Below are 17,852 nucleotides of genomic sequence, written 5' to 3'. Positions count from 1 at the left end.
GGATTACGTCGACTGCTTTTTTCGCTTTAGCCCCTGATTGTAGATTGTCTCTATCGTGCTTTTTATCAGGTCGTTTGTGGCGACCGGGCTTATGGAGCGCATTGCATCCACTGATTGTTTCAGGCTAGCTGCCCGCCGGTTAAACGCATTGAAAGCTCTAACGTATTTACTGATTTTCTTTGAGTCACTTTGAAAAAGAAAGAACGTCAGGACCTCAATCACTCGTTGGTACACTTCGTCGCGAGGCTGAACCAGTACGACCAACTCAAGGATTTTTGTTTCCTGATACTCAACAAAATCCAGCCAGATTCTAATCGGAAAAGCACTGTTATCATTGGCCACCTGAACAATCCGAATCGCTTTACCCCATTGCTTGTATAATGCCGAAGCAATCGGATTTCCGTCAAGAAAATCAACCCCGTTCGCAAATTGAGTGGTAACCCACTGCTCGTGAGGTTCCGGGCTTACTTCATCAATTGTATCGTTCCAGAATTGTCGGTTAGCGAAATACGCTTCCTCGTCGACAAGAAAATTTTCGTATTTGCTAAGCGTCCTCATATCACGGCAAAAAAGCGTTCCCTTTCAAAACCTCTAAATCTACCCGTTCCGTTTCATTTCTCGGAAACGATTTTCGCAACGGCTTGTCAACGATGTTGATTCCTCCGTTCTGACTAGCCCGCTCGATAAACTGTTCGCAGGTCTGAAATGCCTCTGCACGCTTCCTCAACTCAAACAGGGGAATTTTTTCCTTCAGGTTACTGAGCAACGACTTGCCTTGCTGCAAATACAGAGGGGCTGGCTGCGCCCATGCTTCCGACTCTTCCAGCTTTCGTCCCTGCGCCTGAAAACGTCCCCTGTGATTCATGCGTAGTATGCTGGTATGCTCTTACAAAAATGTGCCAGAAACAGTTAGTAGCTATTTCTGGCCCTTGTCAATAGTCAATCAAAAAATATGCACCGCTCTTACAGCCGGATAATCTCGGCGCCGATGGCGTTGAGCCGGGTATCGATGTGCTGGTAACCCCGGTCGATCTGTTCGATATTGTCGATGATACTGGTGCCGGTTGCCGACATGGCCGCGATCAGTAACGCTACCCCCGCCCGGATATCCGGCGACGACATGCGAATACCTTTCAGCGGCATCTGCCGGTTCAGCCCCACCACCGTTGCGCGGTGCGGGTCGCAAAGGATGATCTGCGCGCCCATGTCGATCAGCTTATCGACGAAGAACAGGCGGCTTTCAAACATTTTCTGGTGAATGAGCAGCGTACCCTGCGCCTGCACAGCCGTTACGAGTACGATGCTGAGCAGATCGGGGGTAAAACCGGGCCAGGGAGCGTCGGCAACGGTCATCATACCACCGTCAAGAAACGATTCAATCTGGTAACGCTCCTGCGCGGGAATGAAAATATCATCGCCCCGGAACTCCATTTGAATACCCAGCCGCTTGAACTGATCCGGGATGATACCCAACTGCGGAATCTGGCAGTTTTTGATCGTAATCTCTGACTGCGTCATAGCCGCCATACCGATAAACGAGCCGATCTCGATCATGTCGGGCAGCATGGTGTGTTCGGTGCCCTTCAGCTCAGAAACCCCTTCGATCGTCAGCAGATTCGAGCCAACACCCGTGATTTTGGCCCCCATGCTGTTGAGCATCTTACTGAGTTGTTGCAGGTAGGGTTCGCAGGCAGCATTGTAGATCTGGGTTGTGCCTTCGGCCATGACAGCCGCCATCAGTACGTTGGCCGTACCGGTTACCGAAGCCTCGTCGAGCAGCATGTATGCACCGCGCAGGTTGCTGGCATCGACCTGATAGTAGCCGCCATCGTTGGCGTCGTAGTTGAACTGAGCCCCTAGCTTTTCAAATCCCAGAAAGTGGGTATCCAGCCGACGACGGCCGATTTTGTCGCCACCGGGCCGGGGAATACGTCCTTTTTTGAAGCGGGCCAGCATCGGGCCGAGCAGCATTACCGAACCACGCAGTGCAGCCGCTTTCCGCTTGTAGGTGTCGCTTTCAAGGTAATCCAGATTAACATCCGACGCCTGAAACCGGTACGACCCTTCGCCGACGCGGGTTACCCAAACGCCCATATCGCCCAGCAGGTCGATGAGTTGATTGACGTCGCGGATGCTCGGAATGTTGTGGATCGTAACGGGTTCTTTGGTCAGCAGAACGGCGCAGAGAATCTGGAGCGCTTCGTTTTTCGCGCCCTGCGGAATCAGTTCGCCCTTGAGTTTACGGCCACCCGTAATTTGAAAAGATGCCATGCCTGGGTTGGTTGAATTCAATATCAGCCGGGTACAGTGCCTGCCCGACGAAGATACGTGTTTGATTACTAGGGTAAGACGATTGGAGTCACGAACCTGGCGGTCGGCAGGTGATTACCGCCGACGCCGGTCGTTGTTGTTATTGTTCGTGTTGTTGTTGCGGTTCTGACCGCCACCGCCCTGATTCCGGTTGTTGTTATTGTTGCCGAAGTTACGCCGGTCGTTGTTGTTGCGGTTCTGACCACCACCGTTCTGATTCCGGTTGTTGTTATTGTTGCCGAAGTTGCGCCGGTCGTTGTTGTTGCGGTTCTGACCACCACCGTTCTGATTACGGTTGTTTTGCCCTCCGCCGATGCGTTGCGGCTGTGTTGCCTCGCCTGCCCGTTCGCGCGGGGTCGACTCTACCAGCCCCTGCTCCCGTATCAGCTTCACATCGTCGAACAGTTTACCTTTCGATAGTTCGACCAGGCTTTCGTAAATGGTTTCGTCTTCAACGGCTTCCTTGTTCCAGGCCTGATAGAAAGACCGCATCAGCCGCACCAGGTACGACACAAACGCCCGCCGTTCGTCGGCATCTTCCAGCGCCGATGCTTTCGCTACCAGTAGGTCGATATTCCGGCCGAAGTGCTTGAACCGCAGGTGGTGGGTATTGTACGGAACGGTTTGCGGCTTCTTGCCCAGCGCGTCTTCCGACGGTGGCGGATACGGGCTGTCGACGTCCAGCGTAAAATCAGAAATGATATACAGGTCGTCCCACAGCTTGTTGTAGTAGTCCTGACCGTCTTTCATACCGGGGTGGATCTGTCGCATCAGTTCGATCAGGATATGGGCGTAACGAGTACGCTTCTCCCGATCGTCGATGTTGACCATGTTGTCAACCAGTTTCTGAATGCTGCTGCCGTACTCTTTCAAAGGCTTTGCTGTTAATTATATTGACAAAAGTACGAACATTCGGGGAGTATCCAGTGCATTTCCCCGCCCCTGCACCCAGCCTCGTCAGACGTGCAAATAACCCGGCCAGTCTGCTATAGTCTACCCCTCTGACGGGTAAAAGTCAGACGTGAGCGGGGTGCAGAAACGACGTACCTTTGCCATTCACAACCGGCCTTCGCGCCCTGCTATTTCTGAAAACGTTCTTACGCACTTACCGCCCCGAACTGGCCGACACCTTCCGGCTCAGCGTTCCGATCATCATTGCCCAGCTGGGTGTAGTGCTGATGGGCGTCACCGATAACCTGTTCGTTGGGCGGTTGCTGGGGGCTGTCCCGCTGGGCGCAGCCGGACTGGCCAATTCGCTGTCGTTTCTGATGTCGAGCGTGGGGGTCGGGGGGCTGTCGGTGGTCGCGGCACTGGTTGCGCAGGCGAATAGCCGGGCCGATGCCGCCGGTATCAATCGCCTGTTTCGGGCGGGGCTCTGGGCGTCGGTGCTGATGAGCGTCGTGCTGGGCGGTCTGTCGGTCATATTGGCTTTTTATTTCGAGCTGTTCGGTCAATCGCCCGACGTAACCCGACTGGCGCGGGACTTCATGCTGATTCTGAGTGCGTCGGTACTGCCGCTACTGCTGTTTGTGGCGGCCCGGCAACTCTGCGACGGCCTGCGCCAGCCCCGCGTTGCGATGCTCATCACGCTGTCGGCGCTGGGGTTCAACGCTTTGTTCAACTACGTACTCATTCAGGGAGTGGGGCCCTTTCCGCAGTGGGGCCTGATGGGGTCTGCGGTGGCCACGCTGCTGTCGCGGGTGTACATGGCCGTTGCTATGCTGCTGTATGTGTACTGGCAACCCCTGTTCAAGCCGTATCTGCTGGCGGAATTCGCCAAACTACCCGTTCAGGTCGAGATCCGGCAGATTCTGCGGCTGGGGATTCCGGGCGGGCTCACCTTCTTTTTCGAGGTCGCTACGTTTTCGCTGGCCGTTGTGATTGTGGGGTGGCTGGGCGACGATCGGCTGGCGGCTCACCAGATCGCGATTAACCTGGCGTCGGTAACGTACATGATGGCAACGGGCATTTCGTCGGCCGCTGCAATTCGGGTGGGGGCTGCGATTGGCTACAACAATGTTGACGGTGCGCTGCGGGCTGGTATTGCCGCTTTTGTGCTGTCGGTCAGCCTGATGTCGCTGGCGGCTCTGCTGTTCCTGACTACCAACGACTGGCTGGTGTCGCTCTACATCCGCGACAACCCCGGCGTAATGCACATCGCGGCTTCGCTGGTTATCATCGCGGGGGTCTTTCAATTGTCCGACGGTGTGCAGGTAGTGGCGCTGGGCAGTTTGCGGGGCATGGCTGATGTCAACGTGCCGACGGTCATCTCGCTGTTTTCGTACTGGGTCGTTGCCCTGCCGCTCAGTTACGTACTGGCTTTTCCGCTCAAACTGGATGCCGTTGGCGTATGGATTGGCCTGCTCACCGGCCTGACCGTCGCAGCAGTCCTGTTGACCGTCCGATTTTTCCGGCGCATTCGTCGGCTGCACCGAACGACTCCCCTTCCCGTTTCGGGAATTAGCCCGGTCTAGCCCAGCATCCCCGACTGCTTGAGAAACAACGCTACTTCGCGGGCCGTCCGGGCGTTCATATTACTGCCAAACATGGTTTTTGCCTTCGCCATTATCCGCTGATTGTAGGTACGAACCGTGTTTGGTTTGATGCCTGCCATCAGGGCAATCTGCGGCACCGGGAGTTCCTCCCCTTCTTTCTCGACGTATAGTTTCAGCAGGCTGATTTCCTTGTGAGCGAACCGGTTTATACGGGCGGGCAAGTGCGCAAATACCTGCGCCATCATAGCGCTGAACTGCGCTTCGACGGCGGGGGGCATATTGATAAACCGGGGGTTGAGCGGCTCGTTGTTATACGGCTGCATAATCGTATACTCCGAGACATAGGCCGTCAGCAAGCCGGTACTGCTAAACTGCCAGGGCGAAATCATACGCTTGATTAGCATGACCTGTCCGTTGGCGCAGGTCATCGGAATGCTGGATACGTACTTGGGGTTCATAAACGTCACCATGGCCTGATCCGACATACTGAACGACTGCTTGCCCAGCAGGGTAATCAGCTGCAACATCCCCTGCGTGGGAAACGCGCTCAGGTACTGCCGAAAGGTAAACTGCGACGACTGATAGCCAAGTTCTTCCAGCCCGGCCGCTTCGACGATACGCATCGACAGCAGATCGACGACCAGGAAAAACTGCTCCGTACGAAGCCCTTCCCGAAGCTGCTTCAACTCCGCCTGTTGCTGCTCCGCCGTTACCATCAGTGTCAGGCCCGTGGGATCAGGAAATAATTCGTTCAGAAACAGGCTTAGCCGTTGCATTTCCTGCTGAACCTGTGAGTCGAGTAGCTCATTTACCATAACACCTGTCCTGATTACCGACGATATTCATCAACCAATTCAGGCAATCTACACCATTTTGTAATGGGAATCAGTACAATACGGTATGGCACAGGTCGTCATATTTGCGTACCTGCTACGGCAGGCCTTCTATCCACATCAGTTTGTTTGCGTTTCCTCGGTGAGGAGCCTTCAGGCGGTCGGCAGCAATGTCGGCCGCCTGTTGTGTTTTCAGCCCGGCTCAGAACACGAGCGTAAAGGTACTTCCCTGCCCCGGCTGCGACTCAACCAGCAGCTGTCCGCCGTGCCGCTGCATAATCTGCCGCGACAGACTCAGCCCGATACCAGACCCCGTTTTGCGGGTTGTGTAGAACGGAATAAAAATCTGTTCCAGCGCTTCGGGCTCGATACCGGGGCCGTTGTCGGTGATGCTGATTGTCGTTTGACTATCGCGCTCCCTAACCTGAACCCCGATGCTGGGCAACGGCCGATTTTCCAGACTCTCAGCCGCGTTTTTAAGCAGATTCAGCAACACCATCTCAATCTGCGTAGCGTCGGCCCGGATCGTCAGTTCGCTGGCGATTTCACCCCGTTCGATGGGGTAGTTTGGGTACGCGGCCATCGCCAGCCGGATAACCCGGTCCAGCAAACCGGCGACAACCACCGGGGCCATTACGGGTTGCGGAATGGTCGTAAAATGGCGATAGGCGTCCACAAACTGCATAATGCCCGTACCGCGCTGCTCAATGGTCGTCAGGGCATCGCGCAGATCAGCAATCGACTCGGCGACGCTGACCAACCTATTCTGTTCGATTGAACTGCCCTGGGCGTGGGGGCCAGATCAGTATCAACGATATCACGCATAGTGCCCACCAGCGACACAATTGGCGTGATCGAGTTCATAATCTCATGCCGCAGTACTTTCGTCAGGTTCTGCCACGCGTCAAGCTCGCGCTGCTGCAATTCGGAGCGAATATTCTGAATCGAAACGATGGTAACCCGCCGACCACGCAGCTGAACGGCCGTTCCGCGTATGGATAGTTCATCGTCGGTGGTCATTCGGTACACGACCGGCCCGGACGCACCGGTGACAGACCAGAACAGCGCCGTCAGGTCGGGGTGGGTGGCGTCGAGTTCGGCGAGCGTGCGGAGCCGGTAGATACCCAGCAACCGCAACGCCGTCTGATTAATCAGTTCGACCTGCCCACCCGCGTCGAACGTAAGCAGCCCAACGCTCACGTGCTGTACGATGGTGTTGACGTAGTGCAGGCTGGTTTCTTTGTCGGCTCGTGCCTGCCGGAACGCGTCGAGGACGGCGTTGAACTGCCGGTTCAGCGCCTGGAATGTGGGGCCAAGCTGGTTATCAGTACGGAATGAAACGGCAAAATCAGCGTACTGAACCGACTCCAGAAACCGGATCAGCTTCCGGTTGATGCCCGTTACGTACTGGTACAGATTGACGACAAGCCCGATCAGCACAACCCCGATCGGCACCAGCACCGCTCCGCTGCCCAGCCAATAGTAAACGGCCACCCCGCTCCCCATCAGGAGCAGAATGGCCGTTAATCGCCAGCCGATACCCAGTGCAAACCGGTCCATGACGGCTTAGGCAGCAATCCAGCTGAACGGGTATTCCAGCGTTGGAATCTTGGTGCGTTCCGCCACCCGACGCAGCCGGTTAGGCAGCGCCATCAGGTAGTCACGCGCCCGCTGACCCGCATCGTTCAGATCGGTAATAGCGTCGATTTGCCAGTCGACCAGCAGGGCATCCACGATGTCGATATAATCGTTGGTCGTGTAGACGCCGATACGCTGGGCCGCGTCGGAAAAATGGCTGAATGTCTGGCTCAGCTTCACCCCCGTTTCGCGCAGGAAGTGGGCGGGCATCACGATTTTCTTGCGCATCATTTCCTCGAAAGCCAGCATCATCTCCGATGGGTCGACTTCAAAGATTTTGCTGACGAACGCTTTGTATGCCTTCGCGTGCCGCATCTCATCGGACGCGATCACTCCACAGATTTTCGACAGCTGGGGGCAACCGGCTTGTTTGGCCAGCGTAGCCGTCCGGCGGTGCGAGACGTTGGTCGCCAGTTCCTGAAACGACGTATAAACGAAATTTTTGTAGGGGTCGGTACCAGTACCGATATCGAATCCATCGGCGATCAGGTACTGCGTCGATACTTCCATCGCCCGCATATTAACCCGGCCCGACAGGTACAGAAATTTGTTGAGCAAATCACCATGACGGTTTTCCTCAGCCGTCCAGCCCCGAATCCAGGGCGTCCAGCCGGTCGCTTCTGCCTGATTAACCCCTTCCATATCCATCAGCCACGACTCGTAGGTGGGCAAAGCCTCTTCGGTGATAGTGTCGCCAACGAGTACAGCCACATAGTCGTACGACAGTTCGCGGGCACTTTCCCGAAACAGCCGCACCTGTTCCGGGAAATCTTCCTGCCGGCTGTCGGGCAGAAAATCAGACGGTTGCCAGTTGGTTTCGATAGGTTTGAGGTAATCGCCAAGCACCGTGTCGAGATTCTCGCCGACGTGCCGCATGACGTCCAGCCGTGAGCCAGATAAAGCCATATATATAGAGCGTAAAAACGTGCTGAAAACAGAAAATGGTAAGCAAGTTACGGCTATTCCAGCCGGTTCCCGGCATCCGGTACCACTTAAATAACAATGCTAACCCGGCAACGGTTACTTTTGCCCAAAAAATCATTGTTTGCCGCGTCGTGAGTGTTTTCAAAAAACTGCTTGACTACCTGTTAAGCGTAGTTTACGCAATTTATTTTGGGTTATTGCTGCTCGTGTACCACGTGTTACAGGCGGCTGCTTTCCACGGTTTCGGCCGACCCGCCCACAAGAAAGTAGTCGATTACATGAACGCCAGTATCACCTTCGGCTGGCTGCTCACCGGTACGACCGTCCGCTTTCGCCAGACCACGCCCCTGCCTACTGATCGCCCCATTATCTTCGTTGCCAATCACCAGAGTATGTTCGACATCCCGCCGATCATCTGGTTTTTGCGGGCACATACGCCCACGTTTGTCTCGAAAATTGAACTGGCCCACGGCACACCGGCGGTATCGTATAATCTGCGAAAAAGCGGGGCTGCGCTCATCGACCGGAAAGACTCCAAGCAGGCCATTACCGAAATTTCGCGGCTGGGCAAACTGATTCAGGAACAGAACCTGTCGGCGGTAATTTTTCCGGAAGGTACGCGCTCACCGTCGGGACAGATGCGGCCGTTCGTCACGGGGGGCGTCAGCGTGCTGCTCAAGCGCGCCCCCAAAGCCCTCGTCGTCCCCATCGCTATTCGCGGCACAGGGGCCTTCACGCCCAAAGGCTTGTTCCCGCTGACTTCCTTTTCGCGGCTGTCGTGGGTGGCCCTCCCACCCATAGAACCAACCGGTCAGTCGGTGGAAGAGATCGTCCGGCAAGCCGAATCAGCAATCGCGTCGGAGCTGTCGCATTCCCTGGCCGAAGCGAAGTAAGGAAGCTGACTGTCCCCGACAGCTTCCAGCTGTCGGAGACGTAAGGCTATTTTGACGTGGCTTGTTAGCCGCTAACGCGGCTCCGACAGCTGGGAAGCTGTCGGGACAAGTCACGGGAGAACTCATTTTACATCCCAAACTTTTCGAGTCGCCGGTAGAGTGCCTGCCGGGATAGGCCCAGTTCGCGGGCAACGTCGGTGATGTTGCCCTGATGCGTCTGCATGGCCCGCTGAATCAATTGCCGCTCCATGTCGTCGATCTGCATCGTCTGCATCACGGGCGACGCGGTGGCGGTGCTTTTCCGAAAGACAAAATCCGCTGGTTCGAGGATGGTACCGGGTGCCAGAATAACCGCCCGCTCGACGCTGTGCTGGAGTTCGCGGACGTTGCCGGGCCAGTCGTAGCTTTTCATCTCGGCCAGCAGGGCCGCGCTCAGACCCGTAACAGGACGGCTGTACTGCCGGGCGTAGCGGTCGATGAAATACTCGGCCAACAGACGCAGGTCGTCGGTACGCTGGCGCAGCGGGGGCAGCGTCAGTTCGATGGTGTTGATGCGGTACAGCAAATCCTGCCGAAAGCTTTTCTCCGCTACGCGTTCGCCGAGGTCGACGTTGGTTGCGCAGATCAGCCGGATATCGACCGGGCGGGCTTTGTTGCTGCCGACGCGCGTGACCTGCCGCTGCTGCAACACCGTCAGGAGCCGGGCCTGCTGCGTGGGTGTCAGGTTGCCAATCTCGTCCAGAAACAGCGTACCGCCGTTGGCTTCCTCGAACCGCCCCACGCGGTCTTCGCGGGCATCGGTAAACGCGCCTTTGACGTGACCGAACAGTTCGCTCTCGAACAAACTCTCCGTCAGGGCACCGACATCGACGCTGACAAACGGCTTGTCGCGCCGGTTCGACCGGGCGTGAATCGTACGGGCAACCATGTCTTTCCCCGTCCCGTTTTCACCCAAGATCAGCACGTTGGCATCGGTCGGGGCCACACGGCTAATGGTGTCGAGAATCGGGCTGAGGGCGTTACCGATGAGCGAATGACCGGATGAGGAAGGAGCTGGTTTCCGCGTTTTGCCGGTACCCTTCTCCGCTTTTTCACTGGCCGACCAGCCATTGCGTTCCGGTTCGCCCGGTCTGTCTTTCGCTCTCTCGCCCGCCGATACCGCTCCACGGATCGTTTCCACGAATTTGTCGTTCTGCCAGGGTTTGAGCACAAAATCGACGGCCCCGGCTTTCATAGCCCGCACGGCCATCTCAACGTCGCCGTAGGCCGTAAACAGCACCACCCGCGCCTGCGGGTCGATGTCGAGAATACGGTCGAGCCAGGCAAATCCTTCGCGGCCACTGCTGACGTCGCGCTCGAAGTTCATGTCGAGCACGATAGCGTCGTACTGGTTATTGTTGAGCAGGAAAGGCAGCTTTTCGGGATTCTTTTCGATGTCGATGCTGCCGAAATGGCGTTTCAGCAGCAGGCGGGCCGCCAGCAATACATCGGGGTCGTCGTCGACCAGCAGCAGTCGGGAATCTTGCATACGCCAAAGATAAACCGGGCACCTGTATTGTTGCACCACCCCCCGTTTTTCTATTTGCAGGCAATCCGTATACAATTCCAGAACCCGCTCAATACAAATTTACCCTTGTGCCAGCGCGTGCGTTCCGAACCGACCAAACCGTTGGCGCTTAGCGATTCAGATAGCTCCAGAAACAACGACGGCTCACCCTGAGGGATGAGCCGTCGTTGCTGGTAAAACAGTATCAATACCGGGTGTTATTTCGTGTCCCACCAAACGCGGGCATCGTGCGTATCACCACCCGACAGGCGGGCTACCGCAGCGTCGTAGTTTGCTTTGTTAAGCGTTTGCTCACTGGTTGGGTACCCGTACCGACGTGGAATCTGCTTGCTGACGTTGACCGCGTAGGGCGTTGGCGTCAGGGCCGGATAACCCGTCCGGCGCCACTCTGCCCAGGCTTCGTAGCCGTTCGGGTACAGGGCGATCCACTTCTGCGTGCCGATTTTCTGGAGTGCATTACCACTGGCCAGGCTAACGCCCGACGACGCGATGTAGGCGGCATAGCTGGTGGCGTCGTAAACACCCCACTGCTCAAACGACGCCCGGATGGCGCTGTTGTAGAGCGTAGTTGCGTTTTCCGATGTCCAGCCACGCTGCGCGGCTTCGGCCCGGCTCAGCAGCAGCTGTGCAGCCGACAGAATATACCCTTTCGAGTCGGCCTGTACGATCGGCGAACCGGGGTGCGAGTACTGCGGGTTCTGCCCGGTCCAGCTGATGAGCAGATCGCGCTTCAGCCCGTACGGAATACCGAGGTACTTACCCGACGAGATTTTGGCGACGAGCGACGGCAACCGGGGGTCGCTCGTGCTCTGGAGAGCATTCACGAACACATCGCTTACGCCGAAGTCGTCGCGACCGTCGTAGGCGGCTGCCCAGGGGCTGCGAAACGTGACGTTGTTTAGATAAGTAAAGGCGGCATTATCTGAATTTGTCGCGATCGAACCAGCGGCATCCGCGAGGGCCGACGCAAATTCGCTCTTACCCGTCGTGGGGTCGACTTTCGACAGCCGCAGGGCCAGCACCATCCGCAGCGAATTGGCGAATTTTTTCCATTTGGTCGCGTCGCCCCCAAACAGAATATCCCCCTGCACGGTGGTGCCGCCGTCGAACTGAGCCGATGCTTCTTTCAACTCCTTGAACAGGTCGGCGTAGATGGCCTGCTGAGTATCGTACTTCGGAGTCGGAAATCCTTTGAGCGCTTCCGAGTACGGCACATCACCCCAGCGATCGGTTACGACCTGGAAGAAATACGCCTTCAGAATCCGGGCAATGGCGATCTGGTTGTTGTTCGAACCATAACTGGCCACACTGGCCTTCGTAGCCGTGTTGGTGTTGTAGTTAATTATGTTCTGCAAATCGTACAGTGGACCGCTGTAATACCCGCCGAAATCAGCGTTGACCGTCGAGTACAACGACGCTTCGGGGTACTGACTGTTAGCGATGTACTGCACGTACAGATCGGGCTCGGTAGCCGTAATGGTAAAACCACGGGCCGACTGGTTGATCACGTTCGTCAATAAGCCCGCTGTTACCGGCGTTTCCGACGCGTTGGGGTTGATGTTGGTCGTGCCAAAATCGCCGGGTTTGCAGCTAAACACCGCCATCCAGCTCAGGGCCAGCAGCGTACTTTTTATGGACTTGGAAAAATGGGTAGTCATTCGTTTGTAAGAGCGTTTACGGTTGTGGGGATCGACTAGAAGCCAAGGCGTACGCTGAAGCCCATCGAGCGGGTACCGACCAGCTGGCCATTTTCGCCGAACTTACCAGCCAGTTCCGACGCGTCGAAGTTGGGGTTAGCGACATAGATGATCCAAGGGTTCCGGGCGACGAGCGACACCGAAGCCGACCGGACTTTGCCGTTCAGGAACGGAATCTTGCGCACGGGTACATTGTAGCCCAGATTGATTTCCCGCAGCTTAACGAAGGTCGCGTCGAAGATGGATGCTTCGGCGATACCGTTGTTGCCAAACTGGTGGTAGTAGTCGTAGCCGTTTACGTAGGTATCAACCTTTTCGCCGTTGGCGTTTACGCCTTTTACGTGCACACCGCCCCCGGCCGACACGTCGTCACGGACGTTCATGCCTTTGTCGTTGGTAGCGGCTGTTTCAGCCAGCAGACCCGAATACTGTCCCCAGAAGTTCGACAGCGAGAAGTATTTGCCGCCTTTACCGTAATCCATCGACAGCGTCAGCGTCAGGTCGTCATAGCGGAACGATGTGAACGCACCACCCGTGAACTTGGGCAATACCGACCCAAAATACACATCGTTCTGCGTCTGATAGGTACCATCACCGTTCAGCACGGGTTGCCCGTCGAGGTATTTGATACCCCGGCCGCGCACCTGACCCCACTCCTGCCCTTCCTGGTGAATAACCCGGGCAAAGGAGAACGCATCGTTATAGTTGGGTATCGAAAACGTTTTCACATCGGGGGTCAGCTCGATAACTTTTGACCGGTTGGCCGCCCAGTTTACCGTCAGATCCCAGTTGAAGCGGGGCGTCCGAATCGGCGTTACGTCCAGTTGCAGTTCAACCCCGTTCCGGCGAATGTGCCCCGCGTTGATCACCTGCGAAGTGAATCCGCTGGCGGCCGGAATGTTGACCGTCAGGATTTCGTTGGTCTTGTCTTCCTGATAATACGTAGCCGCCAAACCAATGCGGTTGTTGAAGAATTTCAGGTCGACCCCACCTTCGTACGAACTTGACAGGGCCGGTGCAATACTCGCATTCGGCAGCAGATCAGGCGTGCCCATCAGGATGTTGTTGCCGTATTTTACCGCGCCAACCCCGTAGGTCAGCGATAACTGGTACGGGTCGAGGTCGGAGCCAACCCGCGCCGTACTGGCCCGCAGCTTACCATACGACAGCGTCGGAATTTTCAGCATCTCGCTGAAAATTACACTCAGCCCAACCGATGGGTAGAAGTACGAATTATTGTTGACAGGCAGGGCCGACGACCAGTCGTTACGACCCGAGAAATCGAGAAATACGCGATCTCTGTAGCCAATCGTACCACGCCCGTACAGACTGCGTACTTCTTTGTAAGACCGATAGTTACCGTAGCTGATGACATCGCGCGAGTTGCTGAGCGTATACAGATCCGGCACAACCAGCCCGGAATTAGTACTGGCGGATATGTCGCGGTAGAAGTTTTTGCGGAGGTTACCGCCCAGGTTGAAGTCGAAGGTGAACGCGCCCGCCGTGTTGTTGTAGGCACTCAGGAATTCGAAGTTATCTTCCCGGCGGGTGATCTGCGCCGTTCCGTAGGCCGCCTTCAGGCCGGTCTGCCAGCCGCTCAACTCCATGATCGTCGGCACCTTGTTTTCGTAGTTCTCGTTGCGCTGATCCCGGCGGGCAATGACCGACATCCGGAAGTGATCGTCCAGCTTGTAGGTCAGGCTCACGTTCCCCAGCAACAGGTCTTTCTGGCCCGTGTTACTGATGTTGTTGGCGTACGAGAAGAAGTTGTACCAGTAATTACCTTTGTAAAACCGGCCATTCTGCACAAAGGGGACGCTGGGGTTATCGTGGTTCCAGCTTACCAGCGTACCGATCGGCGACCGGTAATCGGCAAACTGCCGCACGATGTCCATGTCGAGATCGCGGTGAAACCACGATGAGAATGAACCCGTCGTTGCGTTGGCGTATCCGTCGCTGAAATAGCCGTTCAACCGCTGAATGTTGTACTGGATCGACGCATTCGCCGTGAAATGTTTGTTCAGAAACAGTTCACTGTTGAGGTTGATCTGATCGCGTTTCAGATCGGTGTTGGTCTGCACACCGGTCTGCCGCAGGTTAGTGTACGACAGGCGCACGTTGAAATTTTCGCCCGCCTTCGAGAAGTTGACGTTGGTATTGTAGGTGTGGCCCGTGTTGTAGAATTTCCGAACGTTGTCGGGCTGCGGGGTGAAAGCCGCCGTTTTATTGGAATACTGCGTACCGGGATACCAGGCATACCAGGGGATGTATTCACCGCCATCCATTTTCGGTCCCCAGCTGGCGTCGTCGGTGTAGTCGTGATACCGCTTACCATCCAGTGCTTTCCATTCTTCCGGGTAGCCGTTTTCCCACTTAAAGGTCTGCCACTCAGAATCGCCACCACCACCATACACGTTCTGGTATTTGGGCAACAGCGACGGACGCTCGAAAGTCGTTGTATGGTTGACCTCCAGCCCGATACCGCCGTTGGCTTTGGCGCGCTTTGTTGTGATAACCACAACACCCGCATCGCCCCGCTGTCCGTACAGCGCCGTAGCGTTGGGGCCTTTCAGCACCGTAATCGACTCCATGTCGTCGGGGCTAAGAAACAGGTTCGTGCCGTCAACAGGCGTTCCGTCGACCACATAGAGTGGTGCTTTGTCGTTGAGCGAACCCGCTCCGCGAATCCGAATCGACGTCGACGCGCCCAGGTTCGACCCGGCCTGACTCTGGACCTGCACGCCAGCAATTTTACCGGCCAGTGCGTTGTTGACGTCCGTTTGGCGAGTAGGCGAAATGCGGTCACCGCTGATCGACTGCACCGCATACGGCAGGGCTTTCGCTTCCCGCTTCACGCCCAGCGCCGTAACGACAACTTCTTCCAGCTGCGACGCGTCCGACGACAATTCGACATCCAGCGTTGTCCGATTGCCCGGTACAACCTCCTGACGGATGAAGCCGATAAATGAGAACACCAGCGTTGCCTGAGTATTGGGCACCTCCAGTTGATAGGCTCCGTTTGCGTCGGTTGTTGTTCCCCGGCTCGTGCCTTTCACCGCGACGTTTACGCCCGGTAAGGGACTGCCTTCTTCGGCCGAGATCACCCGCCCGCGCAGCGTAACGCCCTGTGCGAATGCAGCCGCAGACGCCAGAACAATGCTCAGTAATACCAATAAGGTAGACCGTATTTTCATCAAGTAATTTGTTTAGGTTATTGAATACATTTAGTGATAAGGCAACTATGTACAAGCCAACACAAACATATAATCTATCGATCCTTTTTCAGTATATGCCCTATTAGTGTTGGTATTATAGTATTAGACCCAAATAATATTCGCAAAAACGACCGAACGCAGACTTTCAATAAATCATATTCCTAATTACTTAAGTGCAACCGTGCCCGCAGCAACAGATGCACGTCTACGTTCGCGTCGGTATCCGTAGTTCGCCAGGCGAGACCAGTTCTGCGGCCTTGCCCGCGCTCCGATATGGGTAGATTTTCTGTGTAGACACCCGCTCCGGTTGCCGACAGACAAAATCGCCTTCGGCGGCAACGCCATGCAGCATATCGTGCATTTCTTGCCAATTTTGCGGCCTGACCGGGGCGGTGGCCGCCGTCGGTTTACTGCCTCATGATTACATCTTCTTCTGTCCCGCTCCCCGACCGTCTGTTCTACGCCCTCATCGCTGTTGGTGTCGCGCTCAACGCGACGGGGTTGCTGGTGCCGATTATCGAACCCGACGACGCCCTCTACGCGACGATTCCTAAGACGATGGTGCAAACCGGCGACTGGGTGCGACTTTACGTCTTCGGCCGCGACTGGCTCGACAAGCCGCATTTTCAGTTCTGGATGACGGCCATCAGCTATAGCCTGTTTGGCGTCAGTTCGTTTGCCTATAAATTACCCGCGTTACTCTTCTTCCTCGGCGGGGTGTATTACACGTACCTGTTCGCCCAACTGGCGTACTCGAAGCGGGTGGCGCAGGTGGCCACGCTGGTGCTGCTGACAGCCTTTCACACCATTCTGTCGAACAACGACGTGCGGGCCGAACCCTACCTGATGGGGCTGATTATCGGGGCGGTGTACCATTTCTACCGGCTCTACCGCAACGGCCCCGGCTGGCACCTCTGGGCGGGAGCGCTGCTGACGGGCTGCGCCATGATGACCAAAGGCCCCTTCGTGCTGCTGACTATCGGCGCAGGCCTGGTAGTCGACTGGCTGCTTACGGGTAACTGGCGCGAACTGCTCCGCCCCCGCTGGTACGCGGCCGTACTGCTCGCCATGCTATTTGCCGCGCCCGAGTTGTATTGCCTGTACGTTCAGTTCGATCAGCACCCGGAAACCGTCGTGTTCGGGCGTACCAACGTGTCGGGCATCCGGTTTTTCTTCTGGGACAGTCAGTTTGGCCGCTTCTTCAACACCGGCCCGATCAAAGGCGACGGCGACAAATTTTTCTTCCTGCATACGTTGCTGTGGGCATTTCTGCCGTGGTCGCTGCCGCTGTACGTAAGCGTGGGGCAGGCAATTGGCCGGCTGGTCAGGCGGCAGCGGGCCTTGCCGGAGTATGTGTCGCTGGGGTCGGGGTTGCTGATGTTCGTAGTCTTTTCGCTGTCGCGGTTTCAGTTGCCCCACTACCTCAATATCCTGTTCCCGTTCTACGCCGTGCTGACGGCTCAGTTTCTCGTTAACCTCAAACCCATCGACCTGCGTCGCTGGTCTGTCGCGCAGCTTGTGATCGGCCTGGCGCTGATCGCGCTGATGATACCGCTGCTGCTGCTGGTACGCCCGACCGGGCTAGTGGCAGGGCTTATTGGGCTGGTCGTCGTCGCGGTTGGTACGCTGCTGCTCTTCCGGCGCACGGATCTGCCGTCGCTGCTGGGCCGGATGACGGGGGTTATGCTCGTCGTGGCCGTGGTGGTCAATGTCTTTCTCTTTGGCACGTTTGTGCAGTATCAGGCAGGTATGATGGCGGCTCGCTTTGCCAACAAAACCCCTTCGCTGGCGGGTCAAAAGACGTTTATGTATGGGTCTGACACGTTCGGTGAAAGTTCGTGGACTTACGAATTCGACACCGACGGCCCGACGCAGTACGTCTACGCCGATTCGACAATGCGACAGCAGGCAGCGGGCCGAACGGTACCTGTTTTCACCTCCGCCCCCTACGCCGATTCGTTGTCGCGCCACGGTTTCCAGGTCCGGCAACTGGCCGTTTTTCCCTACTACCACATCACCCAGCCCGACCCGGCTTTCCTCAACCACGCCACCCGCGCATCGACCACGAAGCCCTACGTGCTACTGTTGGTGAAAGAGTGAACCGGAACGCCGGACCGGAGCGAAAGAGCGAACCGGAACGCCGGTCTGGAGCGAAAGGTTGAGCCGGGACATTGGATCAGATGCTACCAGATCATTGCTATAAGCGGACATATATTTGTCCGATACCGGACGGATTTACGCCCAGGCATTATCATTTCCTTTTGACTGTCAACTAGTTAT

Annotated in this window: 15 protein-coding genes; 3 read left to right on the top strand and 12 right to left on the bottom strand. The window is 56.4% G+C overall.

Translation table 11 applies throughout. The annotated features are described in order from the left end of the window. Window positions 1–3: 3 nt before the first annotated feature. The 4 genes from HH216_RS09720 to HH216_RS09705 form a co-directional block, all read right to left on the bottom strand. Window positions 4–558, bottom strand: coding sequence for a hypothetical protein (locus HH216_RS09720; protein ID WP_169550640.1), 555 nt, complete (start codon window positions 556–558; stop codon window positions 4–6). 1 nt (window position 559) lies between these two features. Beyond that, window positions 560–865 (bottom strand): hypothetical protein, encoded by a 306-nt coding sequence (locus HH216_RS09715; RefSeq protein WP_169550639.1) that lies wholly within the window; start codon window positions 863–865, stop codon window positions 560–562. Window positions 866–963: 98 nt separating this feature from the next. After that, complete coding sequence (murA, locus tag HH216_RS09710) at window positions 964–2,271, bottom strand: UDP-N-acetylglucosamine 1-carboxyvinyltransferase (RefSeq protein ID WP_169550638.1); 1,308 nt, start codon at window positions 2,269–2,271, stop codon at window positions 964–966. A 114-nt stretch (window positions 2,272–2,385) separates the two neighbouring features. Further along, the gene (locus HH216_RS09705) at window positions 2,386–3,183 is read right to left on the bottom strand and encodes a DUF4290 domain-containing protein (RefSeq protein ID WP_169550637.1); all 798 of its coding nucleotides are present in this window, start codon (window positions 3,181–3,183) and stop codon (window positions 2,386–2,388) included. Window positions 3,184–3,359: 176 nt separating this feature from the next. Between HH216_RS09705 and HH216_RS09700 the strand changes: the two genes are divergently transcribed. Further along, window positions 3,360–4,784 carry an MATE family efflux transporter gene (locus HH216_RS09700; protein ID WP_254448761.1) on the top strand — a complete coding sequence of 475 codons (1,425 nt, stop codon included), beginning with the start codon at window positions 3,360–3,362 and terminating at the stop codon, window positions 4,782–4,784. On the opposite strand, the gene HH216_RS09695 is transcribed toward HH216_RS09700, so the two are convergent. The 4 genes from HH216_RS09695 to HH216_RS09685 all read right to left on the bottom strand — a co-directional run bounded on the left by HH216_RS09695 (window position 4,781) and on the right by HH216_RS09685 (window position 8,182). After that, entirely contained in the window at window positions 4,781–5,620 is an 840-nt protein-coding gene (locus tag HH216_RS09695) for a helix-turn-helix transcriptional regulator (RefSeq protein ID WP_169550636.1), read from the bottom strand. The genes HH216_RS09700 and HH216_RS09695 overlap by 4 nt on opposite strands. Before the next feature lie 220 nt (window positions 5,621–5,840). Further along, window positions 5,841–6,398, bottom strand: coding sequence for a sensor histidine kinase (locus HH216_RS25800; protein WP_254448760.1), 558 nt, complete (start codon window positions 6,396–6,398; stop codon window positions 5,841–5,843). Then, window positions 6,353–7,198, bottom strand: a complete 846-nt coding sequence (locus tag HH216_RS25795) for a sensor histidine kinase (RefSeq protein ID WP_254448759.1) — start codon at window positions 7,196–7,198, stop codon at window positions 6,353–6,355. The genes HH216_RS25800 and HH216_RS25795 overlap by 46 nt, the downstream gene beginning before the upstream one ends. A gap of 6 nt (window positions 7,199–7,204) precedes the next feature. Beyond that, a complete protein-coding gene (locus HH216_RS09685; RefSeq protein ID WP_174842706.1) occupies window positions 7,205–8,182 on the bottom strand; it encodes an acyl-ACP desaturase in 978 nt (325 codons plus the stop codon). 149 nt (window positions 8,183–8,331) lie between these two features. Between HH216_RS09685 and HH216_RS09680 the strand changes: the two genes are divergently transcribed. Next, window positions 8,332–9,093, top strand: coding sequence for a lysophospholipid acyltransferase family protein (locus tag HH216_RS09680; RefSeq protein ID WP_254448758.1), 762 nt, complete (start codon window positions 8,332–8,334; stop codon window positions 9,091–9,093). Window positions 9,094–9,220: 127 nt separating this feature from the next. Here the strand turns inward: HH216_RS09680 and HH216_RS09675 are convergent, their stop codons facing one another. The 4 genes from HH216_RS09675 to HH216_RS09660 all read right to left on the bottom strand — a co-directional run bounded on the left by HH216_RS09675 (window position 9,221) and on the right by HH216_RS09660 (window position 15,933). Continuing rightward, a complete protein-coding gene (locus tag HH216_RS09675; RefSeq protein WP_169550634.1) occupies window positions 9,221–10,621 on the bottom strand; it encodes a sigma-54-dependent transcriptional regulator in 1,401 nt (466 codons plus the stop codon). A 236-nt stretch (window positions 10,622–10,857) separates the two neighbouring features. Then, window positions 10,858–12,318 carry a SusD/RagB family nutrient-binding outer membrane lipoprotein gene (locus HH216_RS09670; RefSeq protein ID WP_169550633.1) on the bottom strand — a complete coding sequence of 487 codons (1,461 nt, stop codon included), beginning with the start codon at window positions 12,316–12,318 and terminating at the stop codon, window positions 10,858–10,860. Between the two features lie 35 nt (window positions 12,319–12,353). Continuing rightward, the gene (locus tag HH216_RS09665) at window positions 12,354–15,551 is read right to left on the bottom strand and encodes a SusC/RagA family TonB-linked outer membrane protein (RefSeq protein ID WP_169550632.1); all 3,198 of its coding nucleotides are present in this window, start codon (window positions 15,549–15,551) and stop codon (window positions 12,354–12,356) included. A gap of 226 nt (window positions 15,552–15,777) precedes the next feature. Further along, a complete protein-coding gene (locus HH216_RS09660) occupies window positions 15,778–15,933 on the bottom strand; it encodes a hypothetical protein (RefSeq protein ID WP_169550631.1) in 156 nt (51 codons plus the stop codon). Between the two features lie 56 nt (window positions 15,934–15,989). Here HH216_RS09660 and HH216_RS09655 point away from each other — a divergent pair, with 56 nt between their 5' ends. After that, the gene (locus HH216_RS09655; protein WP_169550630.1) at window positions 15,990–17,672 is read left to right on the top strand and encodes an ArnT family glycosyltransferase; all 1,683 of its coding nucleotides are present in this window, start codon (window positions 15,990–15,992) and stop codon (window positions 17,670–17,672) included. Window positions 17,673–17,852 lie beyond the last annotated feature (180 nt).

The sequence above is a fragment of the Spirosoma rhododendri genome (assembly GCF_012849055.1).
Classification (GTDB): domain Bacteria; phylum Bacteroidota; class Bacteroidia; order Cytophagales; family Spirosomataceae; genus Spirosoma; species Spirosoma rhododendri.
Note: the sequence above shows the minus strand (reverse complement) of the source record. Positions and strands in the feature narration are given on the sequence as shown.